25 protein-coding genes are annotated in these 23,823 nt (G+C 72.8%); 15 read left to right on the plus strand and 10 right to left on the minus strand.

What is annotated here, in order from left to right:
• Positions 1-92: 92 nt before the first annotated feature.
• A complete protein-coding gene (locus ACZ6CL_RS11970) occupies positions 93-788 on the minus strand; it encodes an SDR family NAD(P)-dependent oxidoreductase (RefSeq protein WP_468934485.1) in 696 nt (231 codons plus the stop codon).
• Positions 789-890: 102 nt separating this feature from the next.
• Here ACZ6CL_RS11970 and ACZ6CL_RS11975 point away from each other — a divergent pair, with 102 nt between their 5' ends.
• Positions 891-1,769 carry a helix-turn-helix transcriptional regulator gene (locus ACZ6CL_RS11975; protein ID WP_468934487.1) on the plus strand — a complete coding sequence of 293 codons (879 nt, stop codon included), beginning with the start codon at positions 891-893 and terminating at the stop codon, positions 1,767-1,769.
• 34 nt (positions 1,770-1,803) lie between these two features.
• Here ACZ6CL_RS11975 and ACZ6CL_RS11980 read toward each other — a convergent pair whose 3' ends face one another.
• The 5 genes from ACZ6CL_RS11980 to ACZ6CL_RS12000 all read right to left on the minus strand — a co-directional run bounded on the left by ACZ6CL_RS11980 (position 1,804) and on the right by ACZ6CL_RS12000 (position 5,604).
• Positions 1,804-2,292 carry a hypothetical protein gene (locus ACZ6CL_RS11980; RefSeq protein WP_468934489.1) on the minus strand — a complete coding sequence of 163 codons (489 nt, stop codon included), beginning with the start codon at positions 2,290-2,292 and terminating at the stop codon, positions 1,804-1,806.
• Positions 2,293-2,382: 90 nt separating this feature from the next.
• Positions 2,383-3,237: an SMP-30/gluconolactonase/LRE family protein gene (locus ACZ6CL_RS11985; RefSeq protein WP_468934490.1), complete on the minus strand. Its 855-nt coding sequence runs from the start codon at positions 3,235-3,237 to the stop codon at positions 2,383-2,385.
• Positions 3,234-4,013 (minus strand): IclR family transcriptional regulator, encoded by a 780-nt coding sequence (locus ACZ6CL_RS11990; protein WP_468934492.1) that lies wholly within the window; start codon positions 4,011-4,013, stop codon positions 3,234-3,236. The genes ACZ6CL_RS11985 and ACZ6CL_RS11990 overlap by 4 nt, the downstream gene beginning before the upstream one ends.
• Before the next feature lie 179 nt (positions 4,014-4,192).
• Positions 4,193-5,419, minus strand: coding sequence for a PucR-like N-terminal domain-containing protein (locus ACZ6CL_RS11995; protein WP_468934494.1), 1,227 nt, complete (start codon positions 5,417-5,419; stop codon positions 4,193-4,195).
• Positions 5,420-5,424: 5 nt separating this feature from the next.
• Positions 5,425-5,604 carry a hypothetical protein gene (locus ACZ6CL_RS12000; protein ID WP_468934496.1) on the minus strand — a complete coding sequence of 60 codons (180 nt, stop codon included), beginning with the start codon at positions 5,602-5,604 and terminating at the stop codon, positions 5,425-5,427.
• Between the two features lie 156 nt (positions 5,605-5,760).
• Here ACZ6CL_RS12000 and pgfA point away from each other — a divergent pair, with 156 nt between their 5' ends.
• From pgfA to ACZ6CL_RS12045, 9 genes are all read left to right on the plus strand, one after another.
• On the plus strand, positions 5,761-6,729 hold the full coding sequence (gene pgfA / locus ACZ6CL_RS12005) for a cell envelope lipid trafficking protein PgfA (RefSeq protein WP_468934499.1): 969 nt from the start codon (positions 5,761-5,763) through the stop codon (positions 6,727-6,729).
• Between the two features lie 234 nt (positions 6,730-6,963).
• The gene (locus tag ACZ6CL_RS12010) at positions 6,964-8,169 is read left to right on the plus strand and encodes a glycosyltransferase family 4 protein (RefSeq protein WP_468934502.1); all 1,206 of its coding nucleotides are present in this window, start codon (positions 6,964-6,966) and stop codon (positions 8,167-8,169) included.
• 5 nt (positions 8,170-8,174) lie between these two features.
• Positions 8,175-8,903: a class I SAM-dependent methyltransferase gene (locus ACZ6CL_RS12015; protein ID WP_468935225.1), complete on the plus strand. Its 729-nt coding sequence runs from the start codon at positions 8,175-8,177 to the stop codon at positions 8,901-8,903.
• On the plus strand, positions 8,900-13,243 hold the full coding sequence (locus ACZ6CL_RS12020; RefSeq protein ID WP_468934505.1) for an alpha-(1->3)-arabinofuranosyltransferase domain-containing protein: 4,344 nt from the start codon (positions 8,900-8,902) through the stop codon (positions 13,241-13,243). The genes ACZ6CL_RS12015 and ACZ6CL_RS12020 overlap by 4 nt, the downstream gene beginning before the upstream one ends.
• Positions 13,240-14,685: a condensation protein gene (locus tag ACZ6CL_RS12025; RefSeq protein ID WP_468934507.1), complete on the plus strand. Its 1,446-nt coding sequence runs from the start codon at positions 13,240-13,242 to the stop codon at positions 14,683-14,685. The genes ACZ6CL_RS12020 and ACZ6CL_RS12025 overlap by 4 nt, the downstream gene beginning before the upstream one ends.
• Entirely contained in the window at positions 14,682-15,446 is a 765-nt protein-coding gene (locus ACZ6CL_RS12030) for a class I SAM-dependent methyltransferase (protein ID WP_468934510.1), read from the plus strand. The genes ACZ6CL_RS12025 and ACZ6CL_RS12030 overlap by 4 nt, the downstream gene beginning before the upstream one ends.
• Positions 15,431-16,333 (plus strand): DMT family transporter, encoded by a 903-nt coding sequence (locus ACZ6CL_RS12035; RefSeq protein ID WP_468934513.1) that lies wholly within the window; start codon positions 15,431-15,433, stop codon positions 16,331-16,333. The genes ACZ6CL_RS12030 and ACZ6CL_RS12035 overlap by 16 nt, the downstream gene beginning before the upstream one ends.
• Position 16,334: 1 nt before the next feature.
• Positions 16,335-16,544 (plus strand): Trm112 family protein, encoded by a 210-nt coding sequence (locus ACZ6CL_RS12040; RefSeq protein ID WP_468934515.1) that lies wholly within the window; start codon positions 16,335-16,337, stop codon positions 16,542-16,544.
• 31 nt (positions 16,545-16,575) lie between these two features.
• Complete coding sequence (locus ACZ6CL_RS12045; RefSeq protein ID WP_468934517.1) at positions 16,576-17,184, plus strand: hypothetical protein; 609 nt, start codon at positions 16,576-16,578, stop codon at positions 17,182-17,184.
• Here ACZ6CL_RS12045 and ACZ6CL_RS12050 read toward each other — a convergent pair.
• From ACZ6CL_RS12050 to ACZ6CL_RS12065, 4 genes are all read right to left on the minus strand, one after another.
• The gene (locus tag ACZ6CL_RS12050; RefSeq protein ID WP_468934519.1) at positions 17,159-17,584 is read right to left on the minus strand and encodes an OsmC family protein; all 426 of its coding nucleotides are present in this window, start codon (positions 17,582-17,584) and stop codon (positions 17,159-17,161) included. The two genes, ACZ6CL_RS12045 and ACZ6CL_RS12050, sit on opposite strands and share 26 nt — an antisense overlap.
• Before the next feature lie 76 nt (positions 17,585-17,660).
• Positions 17,661-18,266, minus strand: a complete 606-nt coding sequence (locus ACZ6CL_RS12055) for a histidine phosphatase family protein (RefSeq protein ID WP_468934525.1) — start codon at positions 18,264-18,266, stop codon at positions 17,661-17,663.
• Positions 18,259-18,651, minus strand: coding sequence for a thioredoxin (gene trxA, locus ACZ6CL_RS12060; RefSeq protein ID WP_468934530.1), 393 nt, complete (start codon positions 18,649-18,651; stop codon positions 18,259-18,261). Before trxA ends, ACZ6CL_RS12055 begins: the two co-directional genes overlap by 8 nt.
• A gap of 99 nt (positions 18,652-18,750) precedes the next feature.
• Entirely contained in the window at positions 18,751-19,422 is a 672-nt protein-coding gene (locus ACZ6CL_RS12065; RefSeq protein WP_468934531.1) for an HAD family hydrolase, read from the minus strand.
• A 256-nt stretch (positions 19,423-19,678) separates the two neighbouring features.
• Between ACZ6CL_RS12065 and ACZ6CL_RS12070 the strand changes: the two genes are divergently transcribed.
• From ACZ6CL_RS12070 to ACZ6CL_RS12090, 5 genes are all read left to right on the plus strand, one after another.
• The gene (locus ACZ6CL_RS12070) at positions 19,679-20,884 is read left to right on the plus strand and encodes a helix-turn-helix domain-containing protein (RefSeq protein ID WP_468934533.1); all 1,206 of its coding nucleotides are present in this window, start codon (positions 19,679-19,681) and stop codon (positions 20,882-20,884) included.
• Between the two features lie 159 nt (positions 20,885-21,043).
• Positions 21,044-21,406 (plus strand): hypothetical protein, encoded by a 363-nt coding sequence (locus tag ACZ6CL_RS12075; protein WP_468934536.1) that lies wholly within the window; start codon positions 21,044-21,046, stop codon positions 21,404-21,406.
• Entirely contained in the window at positions 21,403-21,597 is a 195-nt protein-coding gene (locus ACZ6CL_RS12080) for a hypothetical protein (RefSeq protein WP_468934538.1), read from the plus strand. The genes ACZ6CL_RS12075 and ACZ6CL_RS12080 overlap by 4 nt, the downstream gene beginning before the upstream one ends.
• A gap of 141 nt (positions 21,598-21,738) precedes the next feature.
• On the plus strand, positions 21,739-22,713 hold the full coding sequence (locus ACZ6CL_RS12085) for a methyltransferase domain-containing protein (protein WP_468934541.1): 975 nt from the start codon (positions 21,739-21,741) through the stop codon (positions 22,711-22,713).
• 521 nt (positions 22,714-23,234) lie between these two features.
• Positions 23,235-23,741: a DinB family protein gene (locus ACZ6CL_RS12090; RefSeq protein ID WP_468934544.1), complete on the plus strand. Its 507-nt coding sequence runs from the start codon at positions 23,235-23,237 to the stop codon at positions 23,739-23,741.
• Positions 23,742-23,823 lie beyond the last annotated feature (82 nt).

Raw genomic sequence — 23,823 nt, forward strand, 5'->3', positions numbered from 1 at the left:
GCGCCATGCCCGGCAGTTGAAGGACCTCGGCACGAGTTCGCCACTGTGGACCCCTCGTCCCGTGCCGGTCGCGCCGCGGAGTCAGGGGTGGATCACCAGGGCATCTCACCGTGGCGGTCACGGAAGGTTCCGGTCGGTCCGTCCGTCCCGATGGTGGCGAGTTCGACGATCGCGTCGGTCCCCTCGGTCACTGTCTGCGGGCCGCTGTGCCCGGTGAAGTCGGTCGCGGTGTAGCCCGGGTCGGCCGCGTTCACCTTCACGTCCGGCCAGGACTTCGCGTACTGCGTGGTCAGCATGGTCACGGCAGCCTTCGACGCCGTGTACAGCGGCGCGATGGCCCGGCCCTCGACGCGCCCGGCGTCGTGGGTGGCCGCGAACGACCCCATGCCGCTCGACACATTGACGATCACCGGGCTCGCGGACTTGCGCAGCAGAGGGAGGAACGCGTGCGTCACCCGGACGATCCCCACGACGTTGACCTCGAACACCTCGCCGGCGTCAGCGGCCGTGATCTGGTCGGCGGGGCTGTGCGTCCCGAAGACGCCGGCGTTGTTGATCAGGACGTCGATGCCGCCCTCGCGAGCCGCGACGTCGTCGGCGGCCGCGGCCACCGACGCGTCGTCGGTCACGTCGATCTGGATGAAACGGGCACCGAGTGCGTTGGCGGCCGCCTGGCCGCGCTCTGGATCACGTGCACCGACGAGGACGGTGTGGCCGGCCTCGATCAAGCGGCGGGCGGTCTCATACCCGAGGGACTTGTTGGCTCCCGTGATGAATGTTGTCGTCATGCGTTCACTCTCGGCCTGTGGCGAGAGGACAACCAGTGCCCTCTGTGACGGTAGGACAGCCAGTACCAGGCACAACGGCTGCACGGCGGACACACTGATTGTGTGGACGAGACCCTTGGTACGGCATTGCGCCGCTGGCGCGACCGGCTTTCTCCCCTCGACGTCGGGCGGACCTCGCAGCCCGGACGGCGTGCGGTGGGGTTGCGACGCGAGGAGTTGGCCGAGCTCGCGGGGCTGTCGGTCGACTATGTGGTGCGGCTGGAGCAGGGGCGCGCCACGAGCCCTTCGGCGCAGGTCGTCGCGAGCCTGGCCAGGGCACTGCAGCTGCAGCCCATGGAGCGCGATCACGCCTACCGGCTGGCCGGCCTCCTCCCGCCACAGGAGGGGACGATCTCCACGCATGTTCCAGCGGGGGTCCAACGGATGCTGGCTCGCCTCGGTGAGTTCCCCGTGGGCGTGTTCAGTGCCGACTGGACCCTGCTGTCCTGGACTCCGGCGTGGGCAGTGCTCCTGGGCGACCCCAGCGCACGGACACCCGTCGAGCGGAACCTGGCGCGGGCGGTCTTCGCCGCAGGGCCCTCGGGGCTGGCGGCCTGGCCCGTGCTCCAGGACAGCGACACCCTGAACCCCGCCCTCGTCGCCGATCTGCGCACGGCTCTCGTCAACTACCCCCGCGACCGTGGACTGATCGGCCTTGTCACGGAACTGCGCTCCACCAGTGCGAAGTTCGCCCGGCTGTGGGACGAGGGTGCGGTCGGTCCGCACGTCTCGGCTCGCAAGACCATCCTGCACCCCCAGGTCGGCGAGGTGACGTGCGACTGCGACGTGCTCACCGTCCCAGGCTGCGACGTCCGCCTCGTCGTCTACACGGTGGCCGCGGGTTCCGCCGATGCGGAAAAGCTGGAGTTCCTGCGGGTCACGAACGGCGTCAGCGCCGACGGCCCCGCGCCCCCGGGGCCCGGTCGGTTCTCCACGCCGTAACGCACCCGCGCACGAAGCCGCCGGGGCACCGCGCTCAGGCGCACCACCACAGAAAGCGGGTGCAGGTCGGCGGCGGCCGGGGGGCCGGGGCCGCCGGGGAGGACGGGGCCGAGTACGTGGGGCTCGGGTCCGGGGCTTCCGGGGGCCCGGGGGCCCGGGACGTTCCCGGGGGCGGGGACGAGGGTGCCCGATCGTCGGACGAGGGCGCGTCGTCGGGGGTGTGTGAGGCCTCCCGCTCGCGGTCGGCCTCCTCGGCCGTGGCGGCCGTACTCGCGTCGCGCGACGCGGCGGGCTCCGGCCGCTCCGGAGATGGCCGCTCCGGCGACGGCTTCGGGGCCGGGGCGCGCCAGTAGCCCTCGGTGGCCAGCTCCGCCACGAACACCGCGGCCAGTACGGGACCCAGCACGGCGGCCATGATCAGCACCCGGCGCCCGCGCCCCCGGCGGGCGCGGCGGCCGCGCCCGTGGGGCTTCGGCTTCCGGCGGGACGTACGGGTCGTACGAGATGTGTGCGCGTCGTTCATTTCGCCCGGCAGGTTATGTGACGTGCGGAGCACGCGGGGCCTACCCGGTGTGAGGATCTTGTGCGGAGGACCGGTGGGTCCGCCGGTGGTTCAGCCCGCGAACGCGGGCTGTGCCAGACCCCGCCCCGCGTCCGCGATGACCAGCACCGACCCGGCCAGCGGCGGGGCGGCGGCGCCGAGGCCGACGCGGGCCGAGGAGACGTACAGGTCGCTGAGACCGGACCCGCCGAAGGCGCACGCGGTGGGGCGGGGGAAGGGCAGCGGGATCACCCGATCGAGTGTGCCGTCCGGGGTGTAGCGGCGGATCGCGGCGCCGTCCCAGAGGGCGACCCAGACGCAGCCGTCGGCGTCGACGCACAGCCCGTCCGGGAAGCCCGCGCCGTCCTCGATGTGGGCGAGGGGACGGCGGCCGGTGACGGCCTCGCCCGTGACGTCGAAGACATCGATGCGGCGGGTCGGGGAGTCGACGTAGTACATGAGGCGGCCGTCCGGGCTCCAGCCAGTGCCGTTGCTGACGGCCACGTCCGGCAGGATCTCCGCCACGGCGCCGTCGGATCCGATACGGGAGAGGGTGCCGCCGCCCGCCCGCTCGTCGTAGCGCATGGTGCCCGCCCACAGGGAGCCGTCCGGGGCGACGGCCGCGTCGTTGCCCCGGCGGCCGGGCACGGGGGCGCGGACCAGCCAGCGGAAGGCCGAGGCGGAGTCGTACAGGCCGACGCCGTCGCGCAGGTTGACCACCAGACCACCGCCCGCCCGCGGCTTCGCCGCGCCGACGTGCTGCTCGGTGGCCAGGGTGGTGTGCCGCCCGGTGGCCGGGTCGTAGGTGTGGACGCGGGCGGAGAGGATGTCCACCCAGATCAGCCGCCCGGACGTGGCGTCCCAGGTCGGGCCCTCGCCCAGTTCGGCGGTCGCCCGGACCGCCACGTCCCATCCCCGTCGGCTCATATGCCGCGTCCCCTCCGGTGTCCGAGGCGGACGGACAGCTCGCCCGCGCCCTTGGCCGCCAGTTCCTCCAGCTCCGTCTGACGCTCCTCGCTCCAGCGGATCGTCGGCACCGAGATGGACAGCGCCGCCACCACCTTGCCCGCCGAATCCCGCACCGGCGCGGCCACGCAGCTCACATCGGGGTTGGACTCCTGCCGCTCGACCGCGACGCCGCGCTCCCGCACGGCGGCCAGGTGGCGGTGCAGCTCGGCCGGGGAGGTGATGCTGTTGTCCGTCATGGCGGCCAGCGGCCGGTCCTCGGGGAACCGGGCGGTCAGCTCGTCCTCCGGGAGGGAGGCGAGCAGCATCTTGCCGACCGAGGTGCAGTGGGCGGGCAGCTTGCGGCCCGCGGCGGAGACCATGCGCACGGCGTGGGTCGAGTCGACCTTGGCGATGTAGATGACGTCCGTGCCCTCCAGAATGGCCACATGGACGGTCTCGTCGCAGGTCTCGGCGACGCTCTGGGCGACCTGTCGGCCCTCGGCGGCCAGGTCGAGCTGTTCCGCGTACCGGCTGCCGAGCTGGTACGGGCGCACACCGAGCCGGTAGCGGCCGGGCTGCTCGGGCACCTGGACCAGATAGGCGCGGGCGGCCAGAGTGGTCACCAGCTCATGGACGGTGGTCCGGGGCAGCCCGAGGCGGCGGGTGATCTCGGGGGCGGAGAGTGTGCCGTCGCCGTCGAGGAACAGCTCGAGAATGTCCAGAGCCCGGGTCACCGCGGGCACGAGGCGTCCCATGTGGTTCGCCCACCCCTTCTGGTCCAGATAACAAGTGTTCGAGATCCCGGCTATTGACCGGTATCGCGAACATAGGTTACGCATAGGCCACTTCTCACGGCAACGGTCTCGCAAAGACCTTGGCAGTCGCTGACAAGACGGCCGACAAGTCGACCGCCAGGACAGCCGACAAGAAGACGCTACGGCACCGGCGGCAGCAGGTCGCCGCGGAGCCGCTGCGCCCGCAGCACCAGCTCCAGCTCGAAGCGGCGGTCCGGATCCTCCACCTCGTCGCCCCACAGCTCCCTGATCTGGCGGAGCCGGTAGCGCACGGTCTGCGGATGCACCCCCAGCCGGTCCGCGATCTCCGGCGCGCCGCCCCGCGTCTCCAGCCACGCCAGCAGCGTCTCGGCGAGGCGGCGCCCCTGGGCGGGGCCGCATCCGGCGAGCGGGGCGAGACGGCGGCGGGCCAGGGCGTCGATCAGCTCCTCCGGCGGCAGCAGCACCAGCGCCTCGGTGTGCTCGGTGCAGTGCAGCACCTCCCCGGCGGGCAGCAGCCCGCGCTCCATCAGCCGGACCGCGGCCGCCGCCCAGCGCAGCGATTTGGCGGCCTCGGCCAGCGGTACGGGCGGGCCGACCGCGCCCGACCAGCCCGCGGTGGCGCGGCGCAGCAGCTCGGGGCGGCCCGCCTCCTCGGGGTCGGGGAGCACCATGCGCGGCTGTTCGCACTCCATGTCGAGGAGGACGTCCCGGCCGACGGCGGGGGCCAGCGCCTCGCGCGCGGGGCGCAGCAGGACGGCGACGGCGACCCGCTCGGGCAGCGGCCAGCCGATGCGGGCCGCCCGCTCCGCGAGGGCGTCGGCGTCGGCGGGGCTCTTGCGGGGGCGTTCGGTGAGGAGGAGGTCGAGCAGCCGCCGCTGGAGCCGCAGCCGCTCCCCCGCCTGGCGGGCCGCGGCCTCGGCGTAGCCGCGCATGGACTCGGCGACCAGCCCGTCCAGGTACTCGAAGCCGGACTCGGCGAGTTCGTACATGGCGGGTGCGGGGATCTCGACCTGCTGGCCGATCTCGGCGAGGCGGCGCCAGGCGAGCCGTACGCCGAGCCGGTACATGGCCTGGAGCGAGTCGAGGCTGCGGCCGTGCTGCACCTGGCCACGGCCGAACTCCTGGAACACCTCGGGGTGTTCGCGGGGGCCGCCGGAGCCGTCCGACACGTACTGGACGAAGTGTTCGAGGGCGCGCCGGATGCCCACCAGCGCCACCGGCTCGCCGTTCTCGTCCGGGACGATGACCAGGTTCGGGTATTCGCGGCGGATCTCGCGGAAGATGCCCTCGGCGAGGACCGGCACCTCGTCCAGGGCGAGCCGGGCGAAGTGGCGCACCCGCGACCGGGGCACCTCGTGCCAGGCCGAACGCAACGGCGACGCCATGCCCGCTAGCGCTTCTCTGCCGGGGCCGCGGTGGCCCCCGTCTGGGATGAGGTCGGGAAGGTGACGAGGGGGACGTTCGGCTGGTCGGGTGTGACGCCCAGCAGGGCGACGATGCCGAGCGCCGCGCCGACCGCGAGGGCGGCGGAGAGGACGCAGGTCACGGCGGCGGCGAGCAGTCTGGGCATGGCGCGGCGAGCCCCTTCCGTATGGCGTGCGCACCGGCCCGGTCCGGCAACTCCCCAGCATGGAAGGAGGATTGACACTCCGTCAACCCTGCGCTTACGGTCCCGGGCCTAAGACTCGCCGGTAATATCCGGCCGCATCGAGACGGAGTGCCTGCCATGCGCCGCTCGGTATCACCCAGATCATCCGTTTTCTGGCCGCTGTCGCTGATCCCGCTCGGGCTCGGCGTCTTCCTCCTCGTCCTCGCACCCCTGCTGGCCTGGTACGTCGAGCCGCGGGCGAAACGCACACCGATCGACACCGACGTGACCACGGTGTTCACCGGCCCGGGCAGCTACTTCGACACGGACGCCGTCGAGGAGCGGCGGGACCAGCGGCTGACCATCACCCGCCGGGTGCTGGGCGACGTCCACGACAGCGACCGCACGGGGCGCGCCGTGTGGGACGTGTCGACGACGGTCGACACCCCGCGCACCCTGCCGCTGCGGGACCCGCGCCGGGCGTTCCAGTGGAAGACCGAACGCTGGGTCACCGACCGCCGCACCAACGAGCCGGTGCACTGCTGCGGCGAGTCGCCGGGGCCGTTCCAGGGGGACGCGTACCTGAAGTTCCCGTTCGACGTGAAGAAGCAGACGTACCGCTGGTGGGACAGCACGCTGGGCGCCACCGTCCCGCTCCGCTTCGACGGGACCGCGAAGGTGCAGGGGTACGACGGCTACCGCTTCACCGGCACCGTGCGGCCCACCCGCACCGGCACCCGCCAGGTGCCCGGGCGGCTGGTCGGGCGGGGCAAGCAGGGACAGGTGCAGGCCGAGGAGTGGTACGCGAACACCGGCATCGAGCTGGTGGCCGACCGCCGCACCGGGCGCATCATCTTCGCCGGGATCTCGCCCAAGGTCACCCTGCGCGCCCCCGGTGGCGACCGGGACCGGGTCACGCTGCTGCGTGGCGAGGGACTGGAGTTCACCCCCGCCACCCAGCGGAGCCAGGTGAAGCTGGCCAGGGACGACAACCGCAGGCTGAAGCTGGTCGGCGAGACGGCGCCACTGGCCGCGGGGATCGCCGGGGCGGTGCTGACGGTGGCGGGAGCGGTGCTGGTGGTGCGGGGGAGGCGGGCACGCGAGTGATACCGCGCGAAGTGATGAAGCGTCAGCTGCCCGGGTCCCGCAATTTGTCACGCCGGTGAGTAGCCGGGGCGAACGAGGAAGCGAAAACTGACCACCCCACGAGCATCACCCCATCGCACACCTCGTCGCACACCCCCGGTTCGGCACGTTCGCTCTCTCTCCGCACGTCTTCCTACGAAGCCGCAGCCTTCCTACGAAGTCTCCGCACCTTGAGACGAGTTGGAGCACACCGCCATGCCCCAGCACGTACGACCGTCCCCCGCCGCACCCCCCGATGCCACGCCGGAGGCCACCGCCCCGCTGCCGCACCGGATCGTCTTCCTCGCCCGCCGTGACCTCGGCAATCCGGCGGCCGGTGGCTCCGAGCTGCTGGTGGACCGGATCGCCGAGGGGCTGACCGCCCACGGCCACCAGGTCACCCTGGTGTGCGGCGGTCCCGCCGACGCCCGCGGCTACCAGGTGGTGTCCGCGGGCGGCCACGGGCGCACCCTCGGCGAGCTGGGCCACTTCCTGCGCACCCCGCACACCCTCGCCCACCGGGTCGGCCGCTGCGATCTGCTGGTCGAGGTGTGCAACGGACTGCCCTACCTGGCGCCGCTGTGGCACCGCGGTCCCACGCTGTGCCTGGTCAACCACGTCCACACCGACCTCTGGAAGCTGCGTTTCCGGGGCCCGGCGGCCCGGCTCGGCAGGCGCCTCGAACACTGGGCGCTGGCCGGTACCCACCGCGGCAACCTGATGGTGGCCGTCTCCGACTCCACCGCCGCCGGCTTACGTTCCCTCGGCGTCGACCGGACCCGGATCCGGGTGGTGCACAACGGCGTCGAGGAGCCGGGGCCCCTGCTGCCCGCGTCCCGTGAGCCGCTGTTCCTCGCGATGGGGCGGCTGGTCGAGTACAAGCGCGTCGACCTGCTGCTGCGGCTGTGGGAACGGGTGCGCCCGGTCACCGGCGGGCGGCTCGTCATCGTCGGCGACGGCCCGGAGCGGGCCCGGCTGGAGGCGATGGCCGGTCCCCAGGTCACCTTCACCGGCCATGTCACCGAGGAGGAGAAACACCGGCTGCTGTGCCAGGCGTGGCTGCTGCTGCACCCCTCCCTGATCGAGGGATGGGGCCTGGTGGTGATGGAGGCGGCCACCCGTGGCACGCCCACGCTCGGCTTCGACATCCCCGGGCTGCGTGACTCCGTCGACGACGGGGTGACGGGTGTGCTGGCACGTGGCGAGAGTTCGTTCGCCGCCGCGTGGTGCGCGCTCGCGCTCGGTACGGAGCGGCGCGAGGCGCTGGGCCGGGCGGCCCGGCTGCGCGCGGAGCGGTTCCGGTGGAGCGCGACCGTACGGGGCTTCCGGGCCGTCGCCGCGGAGGCGTATCTGTCGGCGCCACCACCCCTCCCCTCCGTCCCGCCCGTCCCCCTGTCGTCGTCGCTCAGACCCTGGCGGTGAGCGGCGTGCGGGACCCCTCGATCCGTCGCTCCGTCACCCTCTTCCGCGCCTTCCTGCACGAGCAGACCGACCCCGAACACGGCTACCGGCTCCTCGCCCGGGACGCCGCGCGGCAAGTGGCGCGGTACGGCGGGCCGCTGCGCGGGCGGGTGGTGGTCGACGTGGGCGGTGGCAGCGGCCACTTCACCGAGGAGTTCCGCCGCCACGGCGCCCACGCCTATCTCTTCGAACCGGACACCGGCGAGCTGACCTCCCGGGGCCGTCCGCCCGCCGGGGCCGTCCTCGCCGACGGGTATCTGCTGCCGCTCGCGGACGGCGTGGCGGACGTCGCGTTCTCCTCCAACGTGCTGGAGCACGTGGCCGATCCGTACACCTTCCTCAGCGAGCTGGTACGGGTCACCCGCCCCGGCGGGCTGATCTACGTCTCGTACACCAACTGGCTCTCCCCCTGGGGCGGCCACGAGTGGGCGCCCTGGCACTATCTCGGCGCCGAGCGGGCCCGCGCCCGCTACCGGCGCCGCACCGGCCGGGCCGCCAAGCACACGCTCGGCGAAAACCTCTTCCCCCTCCACATCGGCCCCGTCCTGCGCCACGTCCGCAGCCGCGCGGACGTGTCCGTGGTCTCGGCGCGCTCCCGCTACTGGCCGTTCCTCACCGGGGCGGTCACACGGGTGCCGGGACTGCGGGAGGTCGCGACGTGGAACCTCCTCCTGATCCTTAGGCGGTCGCCATGACCCAGGTCGTCCCGTCCCCGCCCCAGGTGCGCACCCCGGCCGACCCGCCGCCGCCCGCGCCCGGTGAACGGCCGCGCGGGCGGCGCTGGCTGTTCGGGTTCTGGGCCGCCGTCCTGGTGGCGTTCCTCGCGCCCTCGGCCGGCAAGATGTCCTTCGACACCAAACTGCCGGTGGTCCTCGACCCGTTCGGGTTCCTCGCCGACCTCGGCTCGCTGTGGCACGACCGGGCGGGGTTCGGCGGGATCGCGGACCAGTACATCGGCTACGCGTTCCCGATGCTGCCGTACTACGCGCTCACCCACCTCCTCCACATCCCGGTGTGGTTCGCCGAGCGGCTGTGGATGTCCCTCATCGTCACGGTGGCGTTCTGGGGTGCGCTGCGGCTGGCGGAGCGGCTGCGCGTCGGGAGCCCGGCGACCCGGCTGCTGGGCGCGGCCGGGTACGCGCTGTGGCCGGTGTTCACCATCGTCGTCGGTTCCACCTCGGCGGCCGCGCTCCCCGGGGCGCTGCTGCCGTGGGTCGTGCTGCCGCTCACCAACCCGGCGAGCCTCCCCCGTATCGCCGCCGCCCGCTCCGCGCTGCTCGTCCCCTGCATGGGCGGTGTCAACGCCGCCTCCACGCTCGCCTCGCTGCTGCCGGTGGCGCTGTACCTGCTCAGCCGCCCCGCCGGACGGCGGCAGCGGGCGCTGCTGGGGTGGTGGATCCCGGGGGTGCTGCTGGCCACGGCGTGGTGGGTCGTACCGCTGCTGTTGCTCGGGGTGTACGGCGAGAACTTCCTGCCGTACATCGAGCAGGCCGACACCACCACCGCCACCATGGCCGCCACCGAGACGCTGCGCGGCGCGGGCAACTGGGTGGCGTATCTGCACTTCGGCGAGGCGTGGCTGCCCGGCGGCTGGACCGTGGCCGCCTCGGTCGTGGCCGTCCTCGGCTCGGGGCTCGCCGCCGCGCTGGGTCTCGCCGGGCTGGCGCGGCGCGATCTGCCGGAGCGGCGGTGGCTGTTGCTCGTCGTGCTCTCGGTCGCGCTGATCACCCTCGCCGGGTACGGAGGGACGCTCGGCGGGCCGTTCCACGAGACGGTGCAGGGGTGGCTGGACGGGTGGCTGCGGCCGTTCCGCAACATCTACAAGTTCCAGACCGGGCTCGCCCTGGCGCTCGCGCTCGGGCTCATGCACGTACTCACGGCCGGGCGCCCGATCCCCGGCCGCCGTTTCCTCCCCGGGGTGCTGGCCCTGCTGCTCCTCCCGGCGCTCGCGTGGCCGTATCTCAACGGGACGGTGCTCCAGCCGGGCCGCTTCAGCGCACTGCCCGCCTACTGGGAGAAGACCGCCGACTGGCTCGACGACCACGCCGCCCGGAGCCGCGCCCTCGTCGTCCCCGCCACCGCGCACGGCCTCTACACCTGGGGCAGCCCCATCGACCAGCCGCTCGATGTCCTCGCCCAATCCCGTTGGGCCCAGCGGGACTTCGTACCGTTCGGCACCGCCGGATCGCGGCGCGCGATGGACGCGGTCGAGCAGGCGCTGCTGAGTGGCGGCGAGGTGCCGGGGCTGCGGGACTTCCTCGCCCGGGCCGGGCTGCACGAGGTGGTCGTGCGCAACGACCTCGATCCGGACCAGATCGGCTACGTACCGCCGCAGACCGTCGCCCGCACCTTGGAGGCCTCCGGCTACCGCAAGGTCACCGGATTCGGGCCGCTCATGACGGGCGGCCGGATCGCGGCGAACACCCCGGTGCAGGTGCAGGGGCTGTTCCCGCGCCGCCAGGCCGTCGAGATCTACCGGCCCGAGGGCGTGGCGCGGCCGGGGGCGGTGGGCGCCAAGCCGGTGTCCGCCACGGCCGCCGTCAGCGGTGGCCCCGAGTCGCTGCTGCAGCTCTCCGCCGACCCCTCGATGGCCGACCGCCCCACCGTCCTCACCGGCGACCGCCACCCCGGGACCGGCAGCCCCGCCCTGCGGGCGGTCGGCGACGGCCTGCGGCGCGCCGACACCCGCTTCGGGCTCGTCAACTCGGGCACCTCGTACACGTACACCGCCGACGAACGGAATCCGTCCGGCAGCCTGACGGATCCGGGCGACCCACCGCGCCAGATCCTGCCCACGACGGGCACCCGCCACCAGACGACCGCCACGCTGCGCGGAGCGCTCTCGGTGTCCGCCTCCAGCAGCGGCAACTGGCTGTTCCACCTGCCGCAGTACGACCCCGTCGGCGCCTTCGACGGCAACCCGGACACGGCGTGGGCCGAGGGCAGCGCGGGCAAGCCGGTGGGGCAGTGGCTGCGCGTCGAGTTCGCGCAGACACTGCGGCTGCCGGACTCCATCCAGCTGACCCCGCTGCCCGGTGACGGCATGCGCGCCGCGCCCACGTCCGTACGGGTCCAGACCGACACCGGGTCGGCGGACAGCCCGCTCCAGCCGAACGGCACCGCGCAGTCCGTCAAGGTGCCGTCCGGTCCGGCGAAGTGGCTGAAGATCACGATCACCGGCTCGCAGACGCCGAAGCCGGGTCTGTCGGGGGCCGGGTTCTCCGAGGTGTCCGTGCCGGGCCTGCAGGTCACCCGGCTGCTGTCGCTCCCGGCCGACGCGGGGCGCGGTGACGCCCCGGCCGAGGTGGTCTCGCTGCACCGGTCCGCCGACCCGGGCGGCCTCTCCCCCGCGTCGGCGGAGGTCGGGCTGCACCGCCAGTTCCGGGCCGGGAGCGACGGCGCGTACACCATCGCGGGCCAGGCCGTCGCCGTCCCCGGTGGCGCGCTCGACGCCCTGCTGGCCCAGGTGGCGCCCGGCCAGTCGCCCCGGGTCACCATCACCGCCGACTCCACCAGCCGCACCGGCACCTCGCTCGGTGCCCGCAACCTCATCGACGGCGATGTGACGACGGCGTGGATCGCGGGCGATTCCCCCGTTCTGCATCTGCGCTGGCCGGGGAAGAAACGCGTCAGCGAAATCGTGCTCGCGGCGGCGGGCGGACTCTCCACCCGCCCCGAGGAAGTGCTCATCAACTCCCCCGACGGCGCCGCCACCGCCGGTGTCGACGCCAACGGCTGGGCCCGTTTCCCCGCCATCACCACCGACCGGCTCGACATCACCATCAGCAAGACCGCGCCGCTGACCTTGCACAACCCGGTCGCCGGGCAGGAGTTGCAGCTCCCGGTGGGACTGAGCGAGGTCTTCATCCCCGAACTGGGCAGCATGCTGCGCACCACCCCGCCCTCGGCGAAGGCCCGCTTCTCCCTGCCCTGCGGCCAGGGCCCGGCGCTGGCCGTGGACGGCGCCCTGCACGCCACGTCGGCCTCCGGCCTGGTCAAGGACCTGACCGAACGCCGTCCGGTGACGGTCCGGCTCTGCGGCGACGAGGCCAAGGGCAGCAAGCTGCGGCTGGACACGGGCCGTCACACGGTGGAGGCGGGCGACACCGGCCCGCTGGCCCTGACCGACGTCACCCTGACCCGCGGCAAGCCCGCTGCCGCCACGTCGGAGACCCGTACCGTCCGGGCCAAGGACTGGTCGGGCGACCGCAGAACGGTCACCGTCGCCCCGGGCCAGGCCGTCTACCTGCAGACGTACGAGAACCACAACGACGGCTGGAAGGCCACCCTGAACGGCCGCGACCTCACCCCGCTGCGCGTCGACGGCTGGCAGCAGGCCTTCCTCGTCCCGGCGGGCGAGGGCGGCACGGTCACGCTCACGTACGAACCGTCGACGACGTACACCGCGGGCCTCATCGGCGGCGCGGCCGCGGTGCTCATCCTGGCCGGTCTGGCGTTCGCCCGCCGCCGCGCGGTCGAGCCCGCCGCCACGCCTCCCGTGGTTCCCGCACCCGGCTGGGTCCTCGGCACGGTGGCCGTCACGGCGGTCATGATCGTCGTAGCGGGCTGGCTGGCCCTGGCCGTTCCCGTCCTGGCCCTCCTCGCCTGGTACCGCCCCGCCTGGCTGGCCCCCACGGCCCTCACGGCGATGGCGGCCGCGGCGGTGGTGGCGGCCACGGGCGCGGGCGAACCGGCCGCGGCGAGCGAGGGCGCGTTCAGCGGGGTGGCCCAGGCGCTGGCGATCGTGGCCCTGACGGCGGCGGTGGTGACGGTCCCGCCCCGCGCCGCCGGGCGTGCCGGGGCCGCCCCCGGGTACGGCGCCCCGCCGCCAGCGGCTCCCGGCACGCCTGACGACGACGCCCCCACCCTCATCGCCCCACCCCTCGGCCACGCGTCTCCTCCGGACGGCGGGAAGACGGCGCACCGGGCGGACGACCCGCCGGGTCCCGGCGCGCCCGCGGCCGACGCGGCGGCGGGCGATCAGGCACCGCCCGGGGCCGGTGCCAGCGGCCCCCAGGAAGGCCGGGGCCGATGACCGCGCTGTACGGGGGCACCGGCAACGGGTCCACCTCGGCCGGGCAGGGCGCACCGCACCGCGCGCGGCGGATTCCCTTTCCCACCGTCGACGAGATCTCCCGGCACTGTCTGCAGGACGACGAGCCCGAGACCGTGCACATCGAGGTGCATCTGCCGGGGCGGCCCGAGCCCGGGCGGTTGCGGGAGGCGTTCCGGGAGGCGCTGCGGGCGCATCCGCGGATTCTGGTGCGGGAGGCGCCCGGGCCGTGGTGGCGGCGGCGGTACGAGTGGGAGGTGACCGACGGGCCGGACGTCGAGCCGGTGAGCTTCTCCCCGTGCGCCGCCGACGCCCTCACCCGGGCCCGGGAACGGGCGCTCGCGGTGTGTCCGCCGCTCACGGCGTCGCCCCCGGTGCGGCTGGAGGTGGTGACCGAGCCGGACCGTACCGGCTGCGTCCTGGTCCTCACCGTCAACCACACCGCGCTCGACGGGCCGTCCTGTCTGCGGGTGTTCGCCACCGCGGCCGCCCTGTACGGCGGCGGTGGCGACACCAAAGCCGGTGGCGACACCAAAGCCGGTGGCGACACCAAAGCCGGTGGCGACACCAAAGCCGGTGGCGACACCAGAGCCACCCCGTCCACCCCGTCCCCGCCACCCCCGGTGGCCGCGCCCGAGCGCGGGGGCGCGCGGGGGCTCGCCCGGCCCGTACGGATCGCCAGGGACACCCACGCGCCCCGCACCGGGAACGGCCTGCTGCTCTCCGAGCTTCCCGTACCGCCCCGAGCACCCGGCGGCCCCACCGTCAACGACCAACTCCTCGTCGCCACCTGCCTGATGGCCGCCCGCTGGAACGAGTTGCACGACCGCCCACCCGCCCCCGTACGGATCACCATGCCCGTGGACGACCGGCCGCGCGGCGCGTCCGAGATGGCCATCGGCAACGGCACCCGGCTGGTGGAAGTCGGCTTCGGGCCCGAGGAGCGGGCGGACGCACGCCTCCTGACCCGGGACACCCCCGACCCGGCGGCGGTGGCGCGGCTGCTGCACCGCACCGCGGCCCGCACCCGGGCGCTGAAGGCCGCGCCACGGGCGCAGCTGGGGGTGGCGGGGACACTGCTCACGGTGCCCGCCGTACCGGTCGGGCTGCGGGCCGCCGTGACCCGCGGGCTGCGGCAGGCGGCCGGGCCGTGGACCTCGACCACGCTGCTGAGCAACATCGGCCGGATTCCGTACGCGCTCGACTTCGGCGAGGCGGGCCGGGCCACCGCCGTGTGGTTCTCGGCCCCGGCCCGTATGCCGCGCGGGCTGACGGTGACGACGGCCTCGACCGGCGGGCGGCTGCATGTGACGCTGCGCTGGTCGCGGGCGTTGCTGGACGACGCGGCGGGGGCGGGGCTCGCGGGCCTCTTCCAGCGCGCGCTGGCCGCCACCGCCCACGCGCACACGAGGGGTACGGCATGAGCCCGGCGCTCCGGGATTTCTACGAGAACCCCGCCGTCCCCGTCGCGTCCGGACCGGACCGCAGCCGCCGCCAGGCACGCATGCTCGCCCACGCGCTCAACGCCGAAAAAACCGGGGGAACCGGGGGAAACGGGGGAAACGCGGCCGCCACCATCCTCGACATCGGCTGTGGCGACGGCACCGCGGCCGCCACCGCGCTCCCCCTGCTCCGCGGCCACCGCCTCATCGGCGTCGACTGGTCGCAGGACGCGCTGCGCCGCGCCGCGCGGCGGCTGCCCGCCGTCGTACGGGGCGAACTCGACCACGGCGGGCTTCCGTTCGCCGACGGGAGCGCCGACGCGTGCGTGTTCAGCGAGGTGGTCGAGCATCTGGTCGACCCGGACGCGGCGCTGGACGAAATACACCGGGTGCTGCGCCCCGGCGGCCATCTGCTGCTCTCCACGCCCAACCTGGCGGCCTGGTACAACCGCGGGCTGCTGCTGGCCGGGGTGCAGCCGGTGTTCTCAGAGGTCAGCCTGCGGGGCATCCACGGCCGCCCGGGCCGTGAGGTCGTCGGCCACTTGCGGCTGTACACGGCACGGGCGCTGCGCGGCTTCCTCGCCGCGTCCGGTTTCGAGGTGGTACGGCTCGCGGGGGCGCCCTTCCACGGCGTACCGCGGGTGGCGCGGCCACTGGACCGGGCCGTGTGCCGGGTGCCGTCGCTGGCCTCGATCCTGCTGGTGCACGCGCGGCGGCGGGAGGGCGCATGGGGTGGGGCGTGATGGCGGCGCTGCTCGCGAACGTCGCGTACAGCACCGGTTTCGTGCTGGAGAAGCGCGCCCTGTCCGCGCTGCCGCCACTGAGCACCACCCGCCCCGCCCGGCTGCTGCGGCTGCTGCTGGGGAGCCCGCTGTGGCTGGCCGGTTCGGCGGCGCTCGCGGCGGGGTTCGCGGCCCAGCTGGTGGTGTACCGCACGCTGCCGATAGCGGCCGCGCAGGGCCTGTTCGTGTCGGGTCTCGTGCTGCTCCTGCTGCTCTCCTCCCGGGTGCTGGGCGAGCGGACCAGTGGCCGCGAACGGGCCGGGATCGGACTGATCCTGTGCGCCCTGGTGATGGTGGTGGCATCGCTGCGGGGTGATGGCGACGTCAGCCGCACCGCCGCCACCGGCACACTGCTCGCCATCTGCGTCCCGGCGCTGGTGGCGGGGGTGTTGCTGTACGGCGCGACGGAGCGTCGCGCCCGCCGCCCGGAGGCGTCCGTCACGGGCGTGGAGTACGGGGTGGCGGTCGGGCTGCTGTACGGGGTCAGCTCGCTCGCCATCAAGGGCGTGTCGGGGCTGCTGACGACGGACGACCCCGGCTCCCTGGCGCTCACGCTGCTGCGCGGCCCGTATCCGTATCTGCTGCTGTTCACCGGCGCGGCGGGCCTGGTGCTGTCGCAGACCGCGCTGCAGCGCTGCCGCGCGTCGCTCATCGTGCCGGTGTGCACGACGGTGACCTGCGTGTTCACGGTGGTGTGCGGGACGGTGGCGTTCGGCGAGCCACTGCCGCACGAGCCGTGGCGGCTCGCGCTGCGGCTCGGCGGGACGGCGCTGGCGGTGTGCGTGCTGCTGACGCTCCCCCGCCGCGACCCGGCACCCGAACTCGAACGTGAAGGAAGCGAGCGCTGAGATGACGCCGGACGACCCGATCCTGAAGTTCCTGGCCTGCCCGCTCGACAAGGGCCCGCTGACGCTGCTACTGCCCGAGGACGTCCTGTACAACCCTCGGCTGCGCCGCCGCTACCCGATCCTGGACGGCGTCCCGCAGCTGCTGCCGTCGTCCGGGGAGCGGGTCCCGGACGAGGAACACGAACGGCTGGCGAAGCGGCTCACGCCCTGACCCCGTCCTGGCCGTACGCCACGATGGCCGTATGGACACCACGCCCGACCCGTTCCCCGCCCCCTTCCCCTTCGTCCTCGTGCTGCTGCGCCGCATGGCCGACTACCAGCCGGGCATGGTCGAGGACGCGCTGCGCGAACTGGGCCACGGGCGTGCCGTGATGCGCGAGGCCAACCGCCGCTGGCAGGCGATGCAGCGCTCGCCACGGCGGCGCTCCGCCGTCGCCCGCTACCGCTCGGTGCTGGGTCCGCCCGAGACCACCGTGCGGCGCCGGATCGGCGATCTGACGTGTGACGCGCTGAGCTGGCCGGTGCCGCTCTGGCCTGACCTGCGGTTCGAGGTGCTGACCGCGCCGGGCGGGGCGGTGTGGAACGAGTGGCTGGTACGCGCCCCCGGCGCACCCGCACCCACGCTGCGTACGGCCGCCGACCTCGCCCCCTGGTCCTGCACGGTGGACGACGTGGCGCGCGCCTTCCCGCCCGCGCGGCCGATGGAGGGCTCGGCGCCGACCCGCTCCCGGCTGGCCTTCGACGCCCCGGACACCTCCGAAAGCGGTGAACTCCGCCACTACGTGGCGGAGTTCACCTGGGGACTGCTGCAGCGGGTGGAGGCCGTCAGGCCAGCTTCGCCGTCAGCGTGATCTCCGTACCGGCGAGCGCCTGGCTCACCGGGCAGTTCTTCTTCGCGTCCTCGGCGGCCGCCGTGAACCCGGCCTCGTCCAGCCCCTCGACCGTGCCCTCCACAGTGAGGTGGATACCGGTGATGCCGGTGCCCGGCTGGAAGGTGACCTCGGCCTGGGTGGTGAGCTGGGTGGGCGGGTTACCGGCCTGGCTCAGGCCGTGCGACAGCGCCATGGAGAAGCAGCTGGAGTGGGCGGCGGCGATCAGCTCCTCGGGGCTGGTCTTGCCGTTCGCCTGCTCGGCACGCGACGGCCAGGAAACGGGCTGCTCGCCGATCCCGGACGAGTCGAAGGTGACCGTCCCCTGGCCCTCGGCCAGATTGCCCTGCCAGACGGTGTGCGCGGTACGCGTCGTAGCCATGCTCGCTGTTCCCTGCTTCCTCTTCGATGACGTATCGGAACGTACGGGCCCTGCTGTACGGACCTGCTTACTGCATCTACGCCTCCGACCCTACGTTCCACGCCAGGAGGGCCGGGCGCCCGTGCTCGGTTCCCAGTCGACTGACGGTCGCGGTCTCCAGCCGGAAGAGCGCCCCCGCGGCGGGCGGCAGCCCGAGGCGGCGGGCGGTGAGCACCCGCAGCACATGCCCGTGCGCGACCAGGACGACGTCACCGCCGTCCTGGTCGCGCAGCTCGGGCTCGATCCTGGCCAGCACCCGGTCGACCCGCGCCCCGATCTGCTCCGGCGACTCCCCGGGGTGGTCGGCGCCGCCCGGGGCGACCCCGTCCGTCCACAGCTCCCAGCCCGGGCGGGTCTCGTGGATCTCGGCGGTGGTGATTCCCTCGTACCCGCCGTAGTCCCATTCACGCAGGTCAGCCTCGGTGCGAGCACCCTCCTCCAACCCGGCGAGGCGCGCGGTGTGCGCGGCCCGGCCGAGCGGGCTGACCAGCGTCAGCCCGACCTTCCGGCCCGCCAGCAGCGGGCGCAGCGCCCGGGCCTGCTCCTCACCGCGCGCCGTCAGCGGCAGGTCGGTCCAGCTGGTGTGCTTCCCGCTACGGCTCCACTCGGTCTCGCCGTGCCGGATCAGCACCAGCTCAGCCACCGTCCGCGGCCTTCGACTCACCCGCGGGCGTGGCGACGGAGGCCCGGACGGCGTCCATGTCGAGATCCCGGGCCTGCCCGATGACCTCCTCCAGCCCCTGCTCGGGCAGCGCGCCGGGCTGGGAGAAGACGGCGATGTTGTCGCGCACGATCATCAGCGTGGGGATCGACTGGATGTCGAACGCCGCCGCCAGCTCGGGCTGCGCCTCGGTGTCGACCTTCGCGAAGATCAGATCCGAGTGGCGCTCAGCGGACTTCTCGTACACCGGTGCGAACATCCGGCAGGGGCCGCACCAGGAGGCCCAGAAGTCGATCAGGACGAAATCGGCGCCCGAGACGATCTCGTCGAAGTTGTCCTTGGTGAGTTCCACAGTGCTCGTGCCCATGCGTGCGTAACCCCGAGCGGGACCCCGATATTCCTCCCCTTCACCCCTCCGCAGGTCAGCGCGGGCCTTGCCGTGTGCGCGAGGCGGCTTTCGTCGTGCTCAGCCTGCGAGGAGCTTCAGCATCCGCTCAGTGTCGGAAAGGTCTTCGACTACTTCGGCAGCCCCAGCGGCCCGCAGATCCTCCGCGCTGGTGCGCCCGGTGGCGACGCCGACCACGCGGACGCCCGCACCCAGCCCGCCCCGCACATCGGACGGTGTGTCCCCGAGCAACACGGCGAACTCCGCACCTACCTGGGCGCGCCTGAGGGCGGTACGCACCAGCTCCGGACGCTCGTCCGCGTCCTCGCCGAAGGAGCCGATGGTGAGGTCGACGTACGGGGCGAGGCCGAATGCCTCCAGCTTGACCTGAGCCGCGGCGCGGATGTTGCCCGTCACCGCCGTTTGCACCATGCCGTCGCGTGCTGCCAAGGCGGAGAGCAACGACGGCACCCCGGGGAGTGCGAGCCCCCGCTCACGCAGTTCGGCCGCGCGCCGCAGGTGGGCGGCTCCAAGCGCCTGGGCGAAGCGCTCGAACAGATCACGGCTGCCCTCCAGCCCGTGCAACTCCAGCGTCTCCCGGAGAATCACCGGCTCGGTCGACCCGTCGATCCTCGCCTGCTCCCGCATGGGCTGGCCGGCGACCTCCTCGAATGCCTCGGCCCAGAGTTCCCGGCCGACTCCACGAGTATCTACGAGCGTGTGGTCGATGTCCCACAGCACCAGCAGCGACACTGTCTCGCCTTCCGATCGTTGGGTACCGGCCCCCGGATACCACCGAGCCCGCCATCGTGCGGGCCCTGATGGGCTACGGCCCGCCTCGTAGCACCGCACACGCGTACCTCTCGTCTGACCTCCGGGCCGAGCGAGGGGGGTGTTCGTCGTGTCAAGGAAGCGCGACGGCCCCCACCGAAATGGGGGCCGATCGACCGTACCCGCCAGGCCAGCCGGGGGTACCGTTCTGAGTGTCTAGGTCAGAACGGAGTTCAGCATGCCACAGAGCAATGAGGAGCACACCGGCGCACGGATCGCGGACTACCGGAAACTGCGTCAACTCACCCAGACTGCCCTCGCGCAACGTTCGTTCCTCTCCCGCGGCACCATCGCCAAGGTTGAGCGGGGCCTGGCTCCGGCTACACCGTCCGTCGTAGCCGCCGTTGCGCGCGTCCTCCAGGTCGACGTCGCTGTGCTCAACGGCCAGCCGTACATGTCCGAGTTGCAGCAGGACCATCTCGACCGCCTGATCTCCCCGCTGTCCGAGGCTCTCGACATGTACGACCTTGGGCCGGACTCCCACATCACCCCCAGGCCCATTGACCAAGTGGAGAGCGACGTACGTGCGTTGTGTGATGGGGCCTCCGCCACGGAGTACAAGGACATCGGCCAGAAGCTGCCCGGGCTGCTCGGCGAACTCACCACGACGGTCAGTCTCCTCTCGCCGGGCGAGGACTACCGGCGCGCGGCCTCGTCGCTGAGCTGGTGCTACTGGGTCGCCTACGAGTTCGCCTACCGGGTCGGCTACCACGATCTGGCATCCATCGCTTTGGAGCGCATGGGCTGGATGGCGGAGCAGGCACAGGACCCGCTGCTGCTCGCCATCCGGCTGAACAAGCGGTCGAGCATGCTGCTCCGCCGAGGGAACAACCAGATGTCGCTACAGGTCATCACGCGCGGCCACCGGCTCATCGACCAGGTCGAGCGGCCCAAGTCTGTGGAGGCCCTGGCGGTGGCCGGGAGCCTGCATCTCGCGTCAGCCATCGCGGCTGCTCAGGCGCGCGACGCCGACTCCGTCGCCGGATTCATGGGACTCGCCCGTGAAACGGCCAAGAAGATCGGCCGGGACGTGCCGGACGTCTACTGGTCGTCGTTTGGTCTGACCAACGTGCAGCACTTCGATGTCGCGACGAACGTGGAGCTGGGCGAGCTGGGCGAGGCGGTGAAGTTGTCCAAGAAGTTGCACTTCCCGGAGACGCATCCGCGGATGCGTGTCGGTCGGTACTACATCGAGATGGCCCGTGCCTACGCGCAGATGGGGAAGACGGAGCCTGCCGAGCGGTTCTTGCTCCGGGCGCGTAAGGCCGCTCCACAGCAGGCCCGGTATCACCCGCTGATGCGGGAGACCATCGGCGTCCTGGTGCGCCGTCAGCGGCGGGCGCCTGAGTCCCTCTCCTCGTTGGCCGCGTGGGTCGGCATGTAGCAGCCGCGAGGGGCGCCATTGTTCCGTATCTGGGAACACTGACGACCTCGAAGGTCGGCACGATGTGACGGTCAGCACACCGTCCGCGCATGGAGCCGAACCATGACGACCCGAGCCCGAGCCGACCAATGGGCACCGCCAGCAGGCACCGAAGTTGAGATGATCAAAGTCGGGCCGTACTGGGACATCGTCCGAGCCCCCGCAGACTTAGGGGAACGCACCCTCGAACTGCTCGGCGACACGTCCGGCGCCGTCATCGCGGACTACGGCCTCATGTACTGGTTCATCCCCTCGGGCCACGCCCAACACTGGGAGCGTCTCCACAAAGGCATCCACGCCCTCGGCGCACATGGCGCCGAGGTCACTTACGTCGGCGTACCGCCCGCGAACTGGACGGAAGGCCCGCGCCTACACTGGCGGACCCCGGCGAGCGACGGCCGGTACCTGACCGACCCGCACCGGCTGCGCCTGGCCCTGGCCCGAGCGCTCGCCGAGCCCGCCGAGGAGGCGACGGCCCGGTGAGCGCCCAGGTCTGCGCCCGCTGCCAGACGCCCACCAGGGAACCGGTCGTCGTCGCGATCGGGCACGGCGCGAGCGCTGGCGGCGGCACTGTCTACGCCTGCCCCGGCTGCGCGCCCACGTTCCCGAAGCAGCGCGACCCGTTCGACTGCGGCTTCCTCGACCGCGACGAGCCCGTCAGGCGGCAGAAATGACGGCGCCCGAGCAGCCATCGGTCACGGCCCTGGTCGACCCCGACACGCTCACCCACCCCGACCCAACGGCCTGGAGCCTGTTCCTCGACCACGCCATGGGCTGCGCTGACTGCCGGGACGGCCACCGGTGCACCGCCGGGAATGGGCAGCCTCCACAAATACAGCCAGGGCGACCCCGCCTGGTTGGCGGCGGCCTACCAGGACGTCTCCCTGCTGACCCAGTTCAACCAGGACGGCACCGCCACCAGCTCCTCCACGCAGCCGTCCCTCATGGCGCAGATGCTCGAAGCCCTGGACGTACGCGACGGGGACACCGTACTGGAGGTGGGCGCGGGCACCGGCTACAACGCGGCGCTGCTCTCCCATCGCCTCGGGGCCGACCGCGTCGTGACGGTCGACGTCGACCCCGAGCTGGTGGCTACCGCCAAGGCCCGCCTGCAGCAGGCTGGATACGAGCCCACGCTCGTCGCCGGGGACGGGATGGCCGGTCACCCGGAGCGGGCTCCGTACGATCGGCTGCTGGCGACGTGCGGAGTGCCCCGGATCCCGGCGCCCTGGCTGGAGCAACTCCGCCCCGGCGGCGTCATCGTGGCCAACGTCGGCTGCAGCATCGCGCGCCTGTCCGTCACGGCCGACCACTCCGCCAACGGCACGTTCCTCCCCGGCCTGGCGACCTTCATGGCAGCCCGGCCCGCCCCTGACGCCATGGGCACCACCACACAGCGGCTCGTGAAGCCGCTGCTGACCTGGACCGGCCAGACCCGGGAGATCACCGTCCCCGCGAGCCCGGACGCAACGGGACCGCAGTTCCTCGCCTCGCTACTGCATCCACAGGTCAACGACTTCGTCCTGACGAACGACGGTCAGCAGATGCGTTGCCTCTTCGAACCGGAAACCTCCTCGTGGGCGCGCATCACCATGACCGACATCCGGACCGCTCGGCTCGACCACGGCGGCCCCCGAGATCTGTGGGCCGAGCGGGAACCGCTGCTGACCCATTGGCGGGAAGCCGGGCGGCCGGGCCACGAACGCTACGGCCTCACCGTGGCCCCCGACGGGGCACACACACTGTGGCTGGACGGGCCGGAGAACGTGCGCTGGCGACTGCCGGACTGAGCGGCCCGAATCGGCACGGGCATTGGCGTCGCCCCCGTGGCACGGGCCTCCCATGCCGGTCGCGCTGATGGCCTACACCTACACCTACGCCAGCCGCTGAGTGCTCACGCCCGGACCAACCTCGCATGCGCGGGGACCACAGGAGCTGACCTGGGGCTTTATGTAGCTGAGTACTCGGTTTCCATCACTTTCGCGAAACCTGCCAAAGCAACCCTTCCTCGCACAAGCGGCGAAACACCCGAACTCTACGCCCAAGTCCGCCATGGGGACAGGATCTCGTTGCGATTATCTCGGATGCGACCTCGGCGGCACGGCGCTTCGCCCTCCGTAGCTCGTCGGCCGGTCCGAGCTGGGGCGGGAGAGGCGCGGCGGGTGTGTGCGTCGCATACTTCACGCACCTCCGGCGCAGCGGAAAGATCCCGCCTCGGCCCCGAAATCGGTTGTCCCGGGCCCGCCGAACACTGATCGTTGCCCCAGACGCACGACCACCCCGAGCCCCCGCCCCGGGAGGACCCACCGCCATGGCCACCGACCGCCCAGGCCCACCCCTCCTCGCGGGGGAACGCGAGACACTCCGGGGCTTCCTCGACTTCCACCGCGCCACCCTCGCCATGAAATGCGACGGCCTCTCCGACGAAGAGCTGCGGCGCCACTCGATGCCACCCTCGACGCTCTCGCTGCTCGGCCTCGTCCGCCACATGGCCGAAGTAGAACGCACCTGGTTCCGCATCGTCGCAAACCGCGAGGACATCCCCCTCGTCTGGTCCGACCAGCGCGACTATCAGGTGGCGTACGACGCGACGACGTCCACCAGAGCAGAGGCGTTCGGCGCCTGGCAGCGCGAAGTGGAGCACGCCCGCCGGATCGAGCAGGAGGCGGAGTCGCTCGATGTCGTCGTACACAGCGAGCGCTGGGGCAAGGACATGACGCTGCGGCTGGTCATGACCCACGTACTGCTGGAGTACGCCCGCCACAACGGCCACGCCGACTTCCTGCGCGAGGGAGTCGACGGCACGGTAGGCCCGTAACCAAACACACCACCTGTGAGATAGCCCCTCCTCCATTCCGGCGGCCCGCCACCTGGGTTAACGTAACCGCGATCGGAAACAG

The sequence above is a fragment of the Streptomyces sp. NPDC041200 genome, from assembly GCF_055591805.1.